Source organism: Bradyrhizobium iriomotense, from assembly GCF_030160715.1.
Lineage (GTDB): Bacteria > Pseudomonadota > Alphaproteobacteria > Rhizobiales > Xanthobacteraceae > Bradyrhizobium > Bradyrhizobium iriomotense.
On the sequence record NZ_BSOW01000007.1, the window covers coordinates 241,193 to 255,949 of the forward strand.

The following is a 14,757-nucleotide window of genomic DNA, read 5'->3' on the forward strand; positions in this document are numbered from 1 at the left end:
CTTCGCACGTGGTCGAGACTATGTATTGGCATGAAATTCCCGACGAGGGCTATCAACTTACGCTCGGCCGTGGAGCATTGCGCCGCCCCCGCCGACGTGGAGAGAATTTTTCGTGAGCGAGGGCATCCCGCACCAAACAAGGTGAGCAGCAGCGACGGGGTATGAGTTATGGCGTCAACTGTCCTCCGTCGGCATGGTCCGGCGCCACCGAGTAATCTTGGCCGACAGCTTATGCCTAGCCTGATGGGCCAATCGCCCAAGTCTTGCGGGGATCAGAAAAGGCGTATTGGCGGCATAGGCGTGATATTCAGGAAACGCCAGCCTTAGAATGGCTTCTTCGTTGATCATTCGCCGACATTGAATGATCGCAACCACAACGGCGATGAGTACGGCAAGCGGTGAAAGCACCTGTAGTGTGACACCGACCAAGGCAACACCCTCACAGAGGTAGAGCGGATGCCGGACGATTCGATAAGGCCCTTCTGTCACCAAATGCCTTGCCTCCGCCAGAATGCTGAAGGATTTGCCCAACCAGCGGAGCACCACGAAAGCAAGCGAGGCACCCACCAGGATCAACGTCGTGGACAGAGCCGACCAAATAGGGCCCAGTTCTGCCTTCGGAAGAAAAGCGAGTGCTATGCTCAGGGACGCGCCTAGCAATGCCGAGATGCGCGGCTCGATGCCCTTCGACTTCCGTATCGGGACCAGCCGGGTAATCGTTGTCAGTGCTATCAGGGTGAGGACCAGGACGTTCGCAACGCAAGCCGCGATCAATAGCAGCTCATGGATGCTGTCCAACGGAAGCAGGCGAGGAATGCTGGCGACACTGATGAGAGCAAACCCGCCATAGATGACGACGATTGCTGCTCTTGAGGTCCAATCCAGCCAAAGATTGACACCGCAATCGGCTATCCCGTTCTCGCCCGTTGGGGCGTTCACCTGGGCGAGCTTTACGTCAGTCACAGTGCTGACCTCGCTCATTGAGGTTCGTCTTACTAGAGCACGATCCGGAAAAGTGTGCAGCGGTTTTCCGAAAAGATCGTGCTCAAACAAGGAGCTAAAGCGCGATGACGATTCAACCAAATTCATCGCGCTTTAGACGCTACGCCTCCGGGGAAATCAATTGGCCCAGCCAACCTCAGGGCAGCTGGTCCGATGCGTTTCGCATCTCCCGCCGGAGGCCCGCGGCCTCATGTCGCAGGCGGCAGAGGGCGGTCTTGGCGGCCCGGAACCCGGCGCGCAACCTTGCGAGCGAACCGTTGCAGGGCTGGTGCGACTAATAGATTGAGTTCCCGCGGCGGGACAAGCGCGGGCGTCGTGATCTCGATCACGACTCGTGACCTCAGTCGCGACTCGTGACCTTGCTCACAATACTGCGCGCGAGTTCCTGCTAAGGTGGCGATTGGACGGCGAATTCTTTCAGTTGTTGGCATCGTCATGCGCAGCCTGTTCAGATCTTGCCCGTTGCTCCTTGTCTTGGCGCTAGTTCTGGTCGCCCAACCCGCCTTTGCCGGAAAGCGCGTCGCGCTTGTAATCGCCAATTCCGCGTATCAGAACGCGCCACCACTTCCGAACCCCGTCAACGACGGCGCGCTGATCGCGAAGATGTTGCAGGATGCTGGTTTTGACGTGGTCGATTCCCGTTACGACCTGCCGGCGCTGGAGACGCGGCGCGCCTTGCGAGACTTCGCCAACGCGGTGCGCGATGCCGATATCGCGGTGGTCTATTACGCCGGGCACGGCATCGAGGTCGATGGTGCGAATTACTTGATTCCGGTCGACGCCAAGCTCGAGCGCGACGCCGACGTATACGATGAAACTCTTTCGCTGGATCGCGTCCTGGTCGCAGTCGATCCGGCAAAGCAGCTTCGTCTTGTGATCCTTGACGCCTGCCGCGACAATCCCTTCACCAGGTCCATGAAGCGCGCGCTGGCCTCGCGCGGCATCGGGAGAGGACTCGCCCAGATCGAGCCAAGCATTCCCAACACGCTGGTCGCCTATTCGGCGAAGGCCGGCTCCACGGCACAGGACGGCGACGGCAGCAACAGCCCGTTCACGATCGCGTTGTCGCAGCGTCTGACGACGCCAGGTCTCGACGTGCGCCGTGCCCTCGGTTTCGTGCGCGACGATGTGCTGAAAAGCACCGGCAACAGGCAGGAGCCGTTCGTCTACGGCTCGCTCGGCGGCGAGGATGTGCCGCTGGTCCCGGTCAAGGCCGCGCCGAGTGCGTCGTCCGCGCCCCCTCCGCAGGCCGAGATGCGGCACGATTATGAACTCGCGCTGCAGATCGGCAACAAGGAGGCATTCAACTTTTTTCTCGCCCAGTATCCAGACGGCTACTACGCAAATCTGGCAAAGCTTCAGCTGGCCAAAATTGCTGCGGAAGAGACGCGCGCCGCGGCGACCGAAAAAGCGCGTCTGGCCCAGCAGGAGCAGGCACGGCTCGCCTATGAGGGCGCTCAACAGTTGCAGCTGGCCAAGGCGGCCTCGGACCTGAGAGCAGCCGAAGATGCTCGTGTCGCCGCCGAGAAGGCCAAGGAAACAGCACAAGAGCAAGCCGCTCAGGCCGAGCAGAGGCGTGCCGCAGCCGATGCCGCTGCCGCCAAAAACGTCGCACCAGTCTCGCCAGACCGGCCGCGAGAGACGAAAGTGGATGCAAAAATCGCGGCATTGCCCGCTCCGGAAGCGCCAGCGCCGCCACCGCAGGCCGAAGTTGCAAAATTAGTACAGGCCGAGTTGCGCCGCGTCGGCTGCTTCACTGGATCAGCCAATGGGGAGTGGGATGCGGCGTCACGCCGTTCGCTTGAGCTGTTCAACCAGCACGCCGGCACCAAGTTCGATGTCAAGGCCGCCAGCGTCGACGTGCTTGATGCGATCAAGCTCAAGCCGGCGCGCGTTTGTCCGTTGATTTGCGCATCCGGCTTCAAACGCGACGGCGATCGCTGTGTCAGGATTGCCTGCGCCCCAGGTTACTTTGTCAATGACGACAATGAATGCGAGAAGCGTAAGGTGCGTCAATCCCCGTCCGCGAGGTATGATCGCAGCCCGTCCGCAAGGCAAGAGCGCAGGGAGGCTCCGGCAACGCCCAAGGCCGAGGCCAGCGCGGGCGACAAGCCGAAAGGCGGCGGAATGCCATTCATACCGTTCTTTTTGCCCTGAAGATCTTGTGCTCACCTTGCTTCAAGAGGTATGCGCGCCAGCGCCCACCGAGGGTGCGTGCATCAGCTCGAAACGCTCACTCGCTAGGAAAACCCGATCCTTATCAAAAAGCAGCTCGCCGATCGGCGCCCTGCAGACGGGCAGTGACAACAGCTCTTACAGGCCCGAGTCGTTCCGCAGTTCACCACCACCGCTCGGCGTCCAAGTTGCTAGGACCTTCGAAGTTTTTGCGCCTCCGTCCCTCTCGCTTGAGCGAGAGAGATCCAAACCGGCGCCCTAGTAAGCCATTGGTCTTGCGGGAATCCCGTACTAGACCAATTTTGCGGGTCCTAAGATTCGGAGAAAATTCGGTTCTCCAGATATATCCAGCTCACAGTTGGATGGATGATGGGAGTTCTCCGCCGATAAAAATGCAGGAAAGCGGCCGCATTTCTGGCCTGTCTCCAGATCGAATTACGAGATGATTTTGGTGGCGTGGCGGAGAGAGTGCCCGCCGAACCCACGGCGGATGTCAGCGTAGTTTCAATTACTTGGGTATGCGCTCGGGAGCGCCGCTGTACATTTTACTGTACGCTTCTGGAGCGGCGTTTTGCTGTTTTGCTCCCAAAGGAATGGGAGAGGCATAGGGGTCACAGGGGGTGTTTGTCTTTTTGCGAGGAAGAACAAACTGGATAAGTGACCCCTGTGCCCTCCCCTGTGACCCCCTGTGCCCCCTGTGCCGTGGAGGTACACACGCGCGGGTGTTTGGTACGGTTGACGCGAACACCGATTGCGTTTTGGTTTCACACCTATGTCAGGCGCGTTCGGCTTGCTCACTGATCAACATGCCACGCACTTCCCGCCCGATCGTCTCGTGGAGAACCGGGCGCGGCTCTGCTCGTTCGCGCTCCACCGTGCCGGCGCGTTCGCGGCCGACGGCGTCGTGACGGAGGTCAGGTGGGGTGACGGGGGCCGCCGCCTCGCCAGACAGGCGCCCGACATTTTGCTCGGCGACATCCGCATTGCCGTCGTGTGGGACGAACTGAAGCGGCCGTGGTTCCTGTGTCCGCGATGCCAGCGCCGATGTCGGCATCTCTATTTCGACGAGATCGCCTGCCGGACCTGTTGTGCAGGCGGTCTCGACTATGCCAGCCGTCACGTGCATCGCTCAACGCCCGGCGTCCACCGCATTGCGCGCTGGCGGCGACAGCTCGTCGGACTTGGCGTCGACGCGCGCCCGTTCGAGCCGCTGCCGATGAATTCGCGATCGACTCGCGTCCGTCGCCTCGTTGCGAAGATCATCGCCGAGGAGAACGCGCTGATTGGTCATCTCGGCGGCGTGAACCGCGACCTCCACCGCCGCGCCCGGCGTCGTGGTATGCTGCCGAAATGAACGAGATCATCACCATCGATGGCGAGGACATCGTGCAGGCCCGCGTGCGCGGCGAATCTGTGCGCAACATCGCCAAGCGGTTCGGCTGCTCGATTGCTGACGTCAACGACGTGCTTGATCGCTTCGCCGCCATGACGATCACAAACAAATTGCGCGTGCATACACTGGCTTTGGAGCTTGAAAGGCTCGACGAATTGCAGCGGGTGTTCGAGAGCCAGGCACGCGGCGGCGACGTGCAGTCGGCGTTGCTGGTGACCAAGATCATCGAGCGCCGCAGCGTGCTGCTCGGGCTTTCGATGCAGCCGCGATCCGATCCGCAGGTCATCGAGGGTCAGGTGCAGCCCGCTGAAAATTCGACTGAACGGGTCCGCGCCGCCATCGATCGCATTCGCGGCAAGCTGCCGAAGCCCGAGGGCGAGTAGCAGAGAAGAATTTTCCCCGCGCCGGTCCTTGCCGCCGGCCGTCCATAACATATCTCATGAACGTCTGAAGTGTTATAGGAACCGTCATGCGCGGCCGTTTCATCGCCTACTATCGGGTCTCGACCGACAAGCAGGGCAAGTCGGGCCTCGGCCTCGATGCCCAGCGCAAGGCCGTGCGCGACTATCTCGACGGCGGCAAGTGGGAGCTGGTCGGCGAGTTCACCGAGGTCGAGAGCGGCAAGCGCAACGACAGGCCCGAGCTGGAGAGGGCGCTCGCCGCCTGCAGGAAGCATAAGGCGAAGCTGGTCATCGCGAAGCTCGACAGGCTGTCGCGCAATCTCGCGTTCATCGCCACGCTCATGAACCGCAAGGTCGACTTCGTCTGCTGCGACAACCCGACCGCCACGAAGTTCACAATCCACATCCTCGCTGCAGTCGCCGAGCACGAGCGCGATGCGATCTCCGCCCGGACCAAGGCCGCGCTCGCCGCCGCCAAGGCCAAGGGCAGGAAGCTCGGCAACTATCGACGCATCGCCAAGGCCAAGCAGGAAGCCGCCACGGCCCGCGCTGAAGCTGTGCGGCCCGCGATCACGTCGACGCGTCACCTCTCGATGCAGGCGGCCGCCGACGAGCTGAACAGTCGCGGCATCAGGACCGCGACAGGCAAGCCATGGCATGCGATACAGGTCTCGCGCGTCCGTCAGCGCCTCGGCCTGCGATGATGCCGGGGGATTCGGATTCTCGGCGTGAAATTTTTTCGCCCGGGCTGGAGGTACCCCCTCTCCAGTCAATTCCCCGACCTTCACCCACACCTCCGCGTGTTGTAAACTGCACTGGCTAGGGGATGCTGCGATGCAGGACTATGAGCGTCATCTCGAAAAGCTGCGCCGCGACGCCGCCGAATGCGAGCTGATCGCGAACCTTGCGACCGACAAGAGCAAGCGCGAGCTGTTCACCCGCCTTGCCAAGCATCTCGCGACGCTCGCGGACGAGGTCGAGCGCGAGCTGGCCGCCAAGAAGCCTGCAGGCTGAACCTCCGACACATTGTCGCACCACACCCTCCAGTGTAAGCCTGTTGTGCCGGTCCATCCGGCAGGGGGACGAGGGGCTCGGTCAGGTGCGGACATGCCGGGCCCCTCCGAACCACCACTGCTCCATCGCCCGGCAACGCCGCCATCCCGCGCCGCGCCGTGCCGCCCGCGCGTTGAACCCACCACCCGCTCCCTCAACAGCGCCCGAGGCAAATCCCTCTCAGCGGCCTTCTGCAGCCCGCTGAAGTGCAATTAAGCGGATAGGCTAAAGCTGGCGGTGTATGCCGGTGCGCGAGCGTCTGGCGATGCGCATCAAGGAGCTGCAGCCCAAGGCGTCGAACCGGCAGGTGGCGAAGGTGCTGGGGGTCGGCAGCCGCACCGTGGATCGAGACACTGCGTCAAATGACGCACCTGCAGAGAGAAACCTGAATCCTATCAACGCTCCCCAAACGGCGGCTGCGCCAAATGACGCAAAACCGATCAGCGGCCCTGCCGCCGCCCGCCTGATCGAGCGCCGCGAGACCGGCGCGGCCGAGCGCAAGGAGAGAGTGCGCGCTTTTATTGCAAGCCACGCTTGTGGAGGCTGATGATCACTAAGCGAATGATGCAATCCGATACTGACTCGCCGTCCAGCTGCAACCTCTGCAGCCACTTCGACGTTGCCGCGTCGATCTCGGTCTGCCAGTTGCCGTTGGGCAAGCGCCGCCCGGTCGGGGATTCGATCGCGCTCGCGATCAGGGCCCGACACTCCTCGGTAATCTCGATATCTGGCATAGCTTGATGGAGGCAAACTCTCGCGGGTGGCCCTCAGCGCGGTCCGGTGTTGCCCCAGCCCGAGAGGATCGGCCAGTTAAATTGCAGCAATGAAAATTGGACGTGCTCGGCGTCTGTGTCGCGCACCCGCGCGCGTGTACCGCTTCCGCTTTTCCGCCTGACCGTTTCGGGTATATAACCCGAGCGACCCGCGAGCGTATCCCGCCTCCAACGTCATGCGAGGCGGTGGAAAGCCGCTCGCCATGACCGACCAATCCGGCATTCAGGACCTGCTCGCAGAGATCAAGGCTGCGCGCGAAAGTCTCAAGGACGCGCCGAGCGCCAAGAAGTTCGCCGCGCTTGAGACAAGCGTCAACGACATCATCAGGCGCATCAGCCGCCCCGGCGCGCTCGATGCCGCCGATCTCGCCCTTGAGCGCAAGCACGCCACCGACTACCTGACCGCGCGCCACGTCCTGAAGGTCGGGGCCTCGCCGCTGCCGCCCGAATTCGGTGGCCAAGAGATCGAGCAGGCCATTGCCGCGCGCAAGGCGTTTCGGAGCTTCCTCCGCTTCGGCGATTTCCAGCGCATGCTCGATCCGGAGCGCAAGGCGCTGAGCGAATTCGCGCTCGGCCAGTTCGGCGTGCTGGTGCCGCCGCAGATCAGCGACCGCATCCTCTCGTGCCTCACCGACCCCGGCGACCTCGCCGGCATCGTCGACAACCTCACGATCAGCGGCGCCTCGATCCAGTTCTTGATCGACAATGCGGATTTCGAGGACCTGTTCGGCTGGGCCTGCGAGGCCGAGTGCGCGGCCAATGGCACCGGGGCCGATGCCGCGAAGGGGCTCGGGCAGCTGGAGCTGAGGCCCGAGGAGCTGCGCGGCCTGATCTGCGCCACGCGCTCATTCCTCGACGACGCCGCGATCGACATCGAAAGCTGGATCAGTCGCAAGGCGCAGGCCGGTGTCCGCAAGATCGCCTCGCGCGCGATTGCGTCAGGCTCGGGCAACGGCATGCCGATCGGCATCCTCAATCCGATGGCCGGCATCCCAATCTGCGATACCGGCGTCGACACGCCAGCCGGCACCTTCACGTGGCAGGACCTCGTTATGCTGATGTTTCAGGTGCCGATCGCCTACCATGCCGGCGCGACGTGGGTGGCGAACCAGCGCACGCTCGGACTGCTGTTCTCCATGAGCGACGCAGCGGGCCGCCCGATCGTCCAGCAGGACCTGCAGGCCGCACCGCGCTTCACACTGCTCGGCCATCCGATCGTGGTCTCTGAATTCTGGCCCGACGTCGCCCCCGGCGCGACGCCGCTTGCGTTCGGCAATTTCCGCGAGGCCTACATGCTGATCAATCGCCGCGCGCTGACGATTCTGCCGGACCAATATTCTGCCGGCTTCTGCATCCTCTACAAGCTGTTCGCCCGGCTCGGCGGCGGCATCATCTGCCCGGATGCGCTGCGGCTGCTGCGGGTCAGGTGATGACGGCGCTCGCCCCCGTCTCCGACGCGCCGCCCGTAATCAGCGTCAGGCGCAAGGGCCATCTGCTCGTCATTCCGCGCTGTCCCTTTTGCGGGATGCGCGGTCACACCCACGGCGACGGCGGCAGGCCCGGGCCGTTCTACGGCCACCGTCTCACCCACTGCATGACGGACCCGCTCCCGCGAGAGGCGTCACGCGGCTACTTCCTCGCCGACGAGGACGCGCCGCGCGAGACGCGCGCGGTCGCCGCTGGCCACGCGCCGGGCTGTTACCGGGAATGCCACGCGCTGCGCCGGGGTGCCGGCAGCACGCTCTACGTCATCTTCCCGCGCGACGATCCGTATCCGCTCGACGTCCGCTTCTATGTCTGGCAGCGCAGGCAAGGCCGGTGGCGGCGGCGCTGAGGTCGTTTGTGGCGCCCCCTCACTGAGGTCCGCTTAATGGGGGCGTAGCGGACGCGATTTGCTCACGCTGAGTTCTTCGCCTTGTGACCCAACTCGGACTCCAGACGACTGCGATGCAAACGCCATCGAGGCGCTGCTGCCGCTCCTCTAGGATGATCTCTTCTAATACTGCCTCTATTGTTCTTTTGGGTTTGACGAAGTTCTGGGGCGGCCCGGTCTAGGCGACCCACGTTCCAATTCACGGAGCCGGTCGATTTGCCTTCCAAAGCTCGCCGGGAGGTCTGGCTCTTCCCTGAGAGCCCCGCGAAGTCTTTCGCCGATCTCTCGAAGGATCGCATAGCTGTGCTTGCGATCGATATCGATGCGGTTCCGCATGGCCGACTCCATTGTGCGGCCCCAAGAAGGTTTAACACATCATTATGACGGAGGTTTCTGGTCTGTTTGCAAAAGGAGCCCGTCGCCCCTTGTCGGCCAAAACGTTGGGTTGGGCCCAACGAGTATTGTCTCATAACCCCGGCGCTCCGGCATTTTTTGCTCCAAAAGGAACTGTTAGCTGGCCTTCTGCATATTAAGATCGGAAGTGCTGAACCCTACGGATTAGGACCCGTAAGCCCGAGGTTGTGTCATGCAGCGTCGCCGTTTCAAACAGACCCTTACCCTTGAAGCCCGCCTTGCCGAAGAAGCGAAGCGCCTACGCGAAGAAGCCAAGATGCTTCCGCCCGGCGCTCTACGCGAAGAACTCATCCGCAAAGCCCGACACGCCGAAACAGCCTCTCATATGAATGAGTGGCTGACATCGCCGGGTTTGAAACCACCCGAGTAACAAAACCCAACGCGCGACAGCTACACGCTGGTCCCCACCCATGAGGCGCAAATGAGGTTTGTCCCTGATGAAACTTACGTTGCGGCGTTTGTGCGATACCGCTCAATGATGCACCGACTTGAGGCGGGCGATTTGCTAACCAAAGAATTGCTCGCGCGCTCCCAACGTGCGGTGTCGAAGTCGCGCGAATTGTTGGCTACGCCCGTGCCTGAGGTTTGGCCCGGACGACGAGGTTTCGATACAGCGGAAGCTAAAATCCAGACTGATTAACATGTGTGATGGCGAACCGAGTTGCGACCGCTCCAACATTGGCCGATGCTCGACCCCCTGCTCGCACGGGCCCAATTGGCCATTCTAGAAAATCGCACCTTGCGGCGCGAGGCCAACTCGCTGAGGGACCAGATTGACGACGCACGCGCCAAATTGCGCCTCAGCCTTCTCGAAAGCCAGATGCAGTGTGCGGAGTTCAACGCCATACGCGAGGATCGCCATTGGCGCCGCGTTGGTTGACTTTGTGAACAGAGTCGGGGTCCCGAGAGGGGGCGGCGGCAGGAAAAAATTGATGATAGGGGCATCATAATTACACCTAACAGTGTTAAGGGCGTCGGCAATGTCGATGCGCGGCTCGCTTATCTGATCGAAACGCTGGACAAGCGAAAGGACGACATCGTTGTGCCTACCCCCGCATTGAGCGAAGTGCTCATCGGCGCGGGCGACGCAGCGCCATCCTATCTCGACATTCTGAACAAATCGGCACGCTTCAAAATTGCCCCGTTTGGCTCACGCGCGGCTGTCGAGGCAGCAGCCCGTCACCGCGAGGCGATCCAAGCAGGCGACAAGAGGGAAGGCTCTGCGGGCTGGGCAAAGGTGAAGTTCGACCGGCAGATCATTGCCATCGCGAAGGTCGAGGGAGCTGAGCGCATTTATTCGGAGGACAGCGACGTCATCCGGCTTGGCAAGGCCGAAGGCTTTCAGGTCTATCGGCTTGAGGACCTAGAGGAGCCGCCTCCAAAGACGCCTGATCTTTTCGGTGGTCAGTAGCACGGCGCTCGTTGCGTGGGCGTTGCTGATTTGAGGGGGCAACGGTGTTGGAGGTCTTGGGCGTCGCGCTGATCGCATTGGGGATAGTGGTTCTGTTCGTCATTGGGATGCGCCGGCCGGCGCGGCCGAGCCCGCTTCTCGTCAAACCTCCGCCAGTGCCGCTGGCCGAACCGGAGCTGTCGCCGGAGAACGCGCTGGAGGAGATCGAACGTCGCGCAAAAGCGATAGCCGAGCACGACGCGCGGCGGCGGCGATGGCTGCGACCAATGGGTGTTTTCGGGCGGCTCGTCACCTACGCAGTGCTGTTCCTGATCCTCTATGCCTATTGGCCGGAAGACATTTCACACAAGCCGTTCGCAAGTTTGACGCTATCCGACCTCACCAAGACCGCAGGTTCGATTGCCATCGCGCTCGTCCTGATCCGTGCCCTTTTCGAGCCAAGCGACGACGAGGAGATCAAGGATGCCTGGGGCGTCCTAGGCATTGTGATCTTGGGCGGAGGCGTGGTCGCAGTCGTCCTGCTCAACAAGGGCTGAGGTTTGGTCCGCCCGCCGTTCGAGAAGCCGGGCGGAAATCGTCGGTTGTGACGGGGCAACCGTCAACAAAAAGAACGGCAAGAGCCCTTAAGCCCTTGCCGTTCAAAAATCCGCGTCCGGATTTTTTGAGGCTATGCGTTGCGTTGCCTCGCGTTGCGTTGCCTTGCCTCGTGTGGAACCGGCCCGGCTTTCGCTGGCCGTTTGGGCTCTGCTTGGCTCTGGCCTCTTAGCCCGAGGGCTTTACTGGCGCTGGCGCTTGGCTCTGCCGCTATTTGGCTCTGGCGGTGCGGGAAACCCCGTCGCGGTTCACGGCCACATCATGCGCGGCGCTGTGCAGAGTGTCAACGCGCCTGCTCGTTCACCGCGCGATGACGAGCGCGCGTGCATCCATTCGTTGCTGTACCGGATCGGGTACGATCACGCCGCGCCTGCGCGCAAGTCGCTGATGTCGCGACACCGGCGTGTACCGTTTCGGGTGCGCACACCGAAACAGGTGCATTCCACCGGCGCTCACAATTTTTTTGCGCGCTGCCGGCGCCGGAGCTAGGCTTAAGGGCGAGCGCGCTTGAGAGGAGTGCTTCCCTCGGAAGGCTGCGCCAGAGGCCCCGGGCGGTTGATGCGAGCCGCTCGGGGCTTTTGTCCCCGGAGGACCCTGCGATGCTTAAACAGGACCTGCAGCGATGCATGCGGTTGATGACGGCAACGCTGGAGGCGAACCTCCGCGACGGCGTGCGCAGCCAAGAGATGCTGACCGACGCGATGATGGGGACGGTGAAGGCGCGTTATCCGGGTATCACCGAGGAGGAATGGGAGACGCTGCTTCAGACCTACAGGCAGCACGCCACCGAGACCTTCGACGCGGAGAGATCGCGGCTTAGCGGAGAGCATCGAAGGCTGGTCGAGCACGCGGTGCGCGAGGGCCTGCCGCCGCACTACAGCCTGACGCTGTGTGCGACGATCAAGAGCGCAATCGGCCCGCCCCCTGTCGCGACGTTGGCGCGCTCACTGCTCAACAGCGAACGCTGAAGAACGTCTGCGCACAGGAAGGCAGGTGTCAAAGGGTTGACACCTTGGTCGCGTCAACGGCGCGGACGGCAAGAGCTACCTTGGCTAGGTCGCAGCGCGCTCTCCTTCATCCATGATCATCGGTCATAGAACTTCGCCGCGCAGACCTCGTGCAGGGCGTGGCTGGCGACGCCCCGGAACGGATCGCGGATCAGGTAGACGTCGCCGCGCGCACCGCATTGCTCGCAGGGATGGTCCGGCTCCGGCCCGATGATCTGGAAATAGCCTGCACCGCGCGGTGGCTCCTTGACCTCCGGAAACTCCGGCTCGGGCTCGGCCCGCTCATAACGTGCGTCGTCGCACTTCGGCGCCGGGTTCTCGTGCTCCATCGGCAACGGCTCCTGCCGCGTCAGCCAGTACTTCGTCGCCGAGTGTTTGCCCTTGGTCGTGGCGTTGCTTTCGAGCACGAACCCGCCGACGCGCACGCCGCGCCACCGCGCGAGATCATGGGCCACCTTGCGGCGCTTGTTGGCCCCGTAGTTCGGATCGATGATGGTGCAGACCCCAGCGTCGAGGCCGTGCACCGTCACCGGCACAGTCTGCAGGCCGTCCCCGGCCCTTTGCGATGCACGCCACCACTCGCGGAAGATCGTGATTTTTGCGTCGCGCTCCGGATCGGTGCGCTTCAACTCTTCAATGCGCAGCGCCGGGTCCTTGCAGCCCAGCGCGAGCAGCGGATCACGAATCCAGCGGCAGAAGGTCTCGTAACTTTTCAAAGACCGGCCTTGGGCGATGGCGCTTTCGTTGTGCCGGCCCCACCGCCAGATCGTGAGATAGTGCCCCAGCAATTCGCCGCGCCTTGGCTTGATCACCCGCTCCAGAAAATCGTCGGTCGAGGTGACGCGGGCCTCGGGGTCTTCGGTGCGGGCGTCAAGATCGGAGATCAGCGGAAGCCGGCGGATGTCGTCGGCGCTGATGTCGATCGCGTTGCCGTTGAACAGCAGCAGCGCGCGCGTCATCAGATCGATATTGTCCGAACTGCCGAGCACGCGGCTCTGCGCGTGACCTGACGTCATGGCCATGTTGAGCAGGTTGGAACGCAGCGTCACGTCGTTGCCGTTGTCGAAGTGCACAGCGAGCGGCGCCCGGCGCAGCGTGGCGGTGAGCTGCTTGTCGAATTCGACCATGTCCGACGCGAACGCGGTGTCTGTCGGCTGACAGCCGAAGGCGGTGAAGGCCACGGCGCGTGTGATGGTGGACTTGCCGGCACCGCTCTGTCCGGAAGCGCCCCGGGCGACGTGGCCGGGCGCGGCCGGCAGCGAGGCGCGAGCGATGCCGAGCATCATCACGTTGTGGAATGCACTCTCATCCTGCCCGGGAGGCAGTTCAAAATCGGTCGCTTCCGGATTCTCGCGATCAACCGTCCGGTCGGCGAACGGCGTCTCGGCGAAGATTTTCCGCATCGCCAGCAGCGAGGCCTCGGCCTCCTCGCGGGAGGGGCGTTCCGGGACAGTGAGCGGCGGCAGCTGGGTGTAGTCGCAAAACAGCTGCGACTCTTCGTCGTAGCCGTCGGCCAGGTGAATCGTGCCGTCCTCGCGCAGCAGCGGCGCGGTGGTCACACCGACGAGCGGACGGAAGGCGGCGATGTCGGTTTTGGCCGCGAGCATCAGCTTGGCGACGTCCTCCTGCAGCGCGATTTCCTTGCGTCCCTCCTTGGTGATCCTGAACGGCTGCATGTGGTCGGCCACGATCAGGCGAATATCCTGCAGGCCGGCGGTGTGGATGCGCGGGGCGCCGTCGTCGCCACGCTTGACGAAGGCGAGCCTGTCGCCGAAGCGAAAGACGTCGTCGGCATGCTCGGCGAGATGGGCGAGCGCGGACTTGGACACCTCGGCATAGTCCGAATGAACGCACAGGTCGGGCTTTGCGGATTGCACCAGCTTGAGGCTGGGCGCGGCTTTCTTCCTCGGCATCGTCTACCCTCCGCGCGTGCGGCTGAGGTAGGCGCTGGCGATCGTGGCGCGCGCCTCGGTGACCGGCAGACCGATTTGCAGGGCGACATTGATCAGCAACGCGTCGGCCTCGGTGCGCCCCAGCGTGCTCTCGGCGAGGCGACAGGCCGCCCAATACAGTGACCGATTGCGCTCGCCCTCGTTCGCGCGCGCGACAACGCCAAGAATTCCCCGGATCAGCTTGCCATCAGCGACGACGGCGACAGGCCGCGAGCTAGGCGGCGCCGCAGGCTGCGCCAGCGCCTCAAGCCAGTCGGGCCAAGGCGCGAGGGGCGCGTCGCACAACACCGGGAGGCCGGCGGCGGGCCACCAGATGATGCAGCCGTCGTCGGCCTTGACGTCGACGCCGATGGCGATCCGCGAAGTCGAGCAGCGCAAGCTTGGTGCATGCCGAAAGACCAGATGCAGGCCGCCGCTACGCGAGCGATGCACGCGTGTCGTGGGGATGCGCTCGCGATGCTCGGTCCACCACGCCCGCGCGGCCGGTTTCTGGTCGAGGTCGAGGACGTCCAGTCCGCTTGACGCGCCGGTCCGGATGCCGACCAGCGGCCCGCCGTAGCGCCCCCACAGATCGGACAGCGCATCCGGATCGGTGCTGGCGTCTCGGAAGCCGTGCGGCGTGGTCGGGCATTTCGAGCGCGCCACCGGGAAGCAGGGAATGTCGGCGGCGGCCAGCTGCAGCGCCGCTGCGAGCGGAGACATTGGCTCC

16 protein-coding genes are annotated in these 14,757 nt (G+C 63.2%); 13 read left to right on the top strand and 3 right to left on the bottom strand.

The genetic code is table 11. The features are described from left to right. Positions 1-174: 174 nt before the first annotated feature. Entirely contained in the window at positions 175-981 is an 807-nt protein-coding gene (locus QQL28_RS12775) for a methyltransferase family protein (RefSeq protein WP_284265486.1), read from the bottom strand. Positions 982-1,437: 456 nt separating this feature from the next. On the opposite strand from QQL28_RS12775, the gene QQL28_RS12780 reads away from it, so the two are divergent. The 13 genes from QQL28_RS12780 to QQL28_RS12840 all read left to right on the top strand — a co-directional run bounded on the left by QQL28_RS12780 (position 1,438) and on the right by QQL28_RS12840 (position 12,057). After that, entirely contained in the window at positions 1,438-3,159 is a 1,722-nt protein-coding gene (locus tag QQL28_RS12780; RefSeq protein ID WP_284265488.1) for a caspase family protein, read from the top strand. A gap of 808 nt (positions 3,160-3,967) precedes the next feature. Continuing rightward, the gene (locus QQL28_RS12785; protein ID WP_284265490.1) at positions 3,968-4,531 is read left to right on the top strand and encodes a hypothetical protein; all 564 of its coding nucleotides are present in this window, start codon (positions 3,968-3,970) and stop codon (positions 4,529-4,531) included. Continuing rightward, complete coding sequence (locus QQL28_RS12790; RefSeq protein WP_284265492.1) at positions 4,528-4,953, top strand: hypothetical protein; 426 nt, start codon at positions 4,528-4,530, stop codon at positions 4,951-4,953. Before QQL28_RS12785 ends, QQL28_RS12790 begins: the two co-directional genes overlap by 4 nt. Before the next feature lie 86 nt (positions 4,954-5,039). After that, on the top strand, positions 5,040-5,675 hold the full coding sequence (locus tag QQL28_RS12795; RefSeq protein ID WP_284265494.1) for a recombinase family protein: 636 nt from the start codon (positions 5,040-5,042) through the stop codon (positions 5,673-5,675). 130 nt (positions 5,676-5,805) lie between these two features. Then, positions 5,806-5,985, top strand: coding sequence for a hypothetical protein (locus tag QQL28_RS12800; protein ID WP_284265496.1), 180 nt, complete (start codon positions 5,806-5,808; stop codon positions 5,983-5,985). A gap of 286 nt (positions 5,986-6,271) precedes the next feature. Continuing rightward, complete coding sequence (locus QQL28_RS12805) at positions 6,272-6,571, top strand: hypothetical protein (RefSeq protein ID WP_284265498.1); 300 nt, start codon at positions 6,272-6,274, stop codon at positions 6,569-6,571. Between the two features lie 429 nt (positions 6,572-7,000). Further along, complete coding sequence (locus QQL28_RS12810) at positions 7,001-8,227, top strand: phage major capsid protein (RefSeq protein ID WP_284265500.1); 1,227 nt, start codon at positions 7,001-7,003, stop codon at positions 8,225-8,227. Continuing rightward, entirely contained in the window at positions 8,227-8,631 is a 405-nt protein-coding gene (locus QQL28_RS12815; RefSeq protein WP_284265502.1) for a hypothetical protein, read from the top strand. The genes QQL28_RS12810 and QQL28_RS12815 overlap by 1 nt, the downstream gene beginning before the upstream one ends. 625 nt (positions 8,632-9,256) lie before the next feature. Continuing rightward, the gene (locus tag QQL28_RS12820; protein ID WP_284265504.1) at positions 9,257-9,454 is read left to right on the top strand and encodes a hypothetical protein; all 198 of its coding nucleotides are present in this window, start codon (positions 9,257-9,259) and stop codon (positions 9,452-9,454) included. A 315-nt stretch (positions 9,455-9,769) separates the two neighbouring features. Next, positions 9,770-9,964, top strand: a complete 195-nt coding sequence (locus QQL28_RS12825) for a hypothetical protein (RefSeq protein ID WP_284265506.1) — start codon at positions 9,770-9,772, stop codon at positions 9,962-9,964. 135 nt (positions 9,965-10,099) lie between these two features. Further along, complete coding sequence (locus tag QQL28_RS12830; protein ID WP_284265602.1) at positions 10,100-10,495, top strand: PIN domain-containing protein; 396 nt, start codon at positions 10,100-10,102, stop codon at positions 10,493-10,495. A 44-nt stretch (positions 10,496-10,539) separates the two neighbouring features. Next, entirely contained in the window at positions 10,540-11,031 is a 492-nt protein-coding gene (locus QQL28_RS12835; protein ID WP_284265508.1) for a hypothetical protein, read from the top strand. A 657-nt stretch (positions 11,032-11,688) separates the two neighbouring features. Continuing rightward, complete coding sequence (locus tag QQL28_RS12840) at positions 11,689-12,057, top strand: hypothetical protein (RefSeq protein ID WP_284265510.1); 369 nt, start codon at positions 11,689-11,691, stop codon at positions 12,055-12,057. Positions 12,058-12,173: 116 nt separating this feature from the next. Here QQL28_RS12840 and QQL28_RS12845 read toward each other — a convergent pair whose 3' ends face one another. Together QQL28_RS12845 and QQL28_RS12850 are read right to left on the bottom strand one after the other, a co-directional pair. Continuing rightward, entirely contained in the window at positions 12,174-14,009 is a 1,836-nt protein-coding gene (locus tag QQL28_RS12845) for a hypothetical protein (protein WP_284265517.1), read from the bottom strand. A gap of 3 nt (positions 14,010-14,012) precedes the next feature. After that, a complete protein-coding gene (locus QQL28_RS12850; protein WP_284265519.1) occupies positions 14,013-14,750 on the bottom strand; it encodes a bifunctional DNA primase/polymerase in 738 nt (245 codons plus the stop codon). Positions 14,751-14,757: the final 7 nt, after the last annotated feature.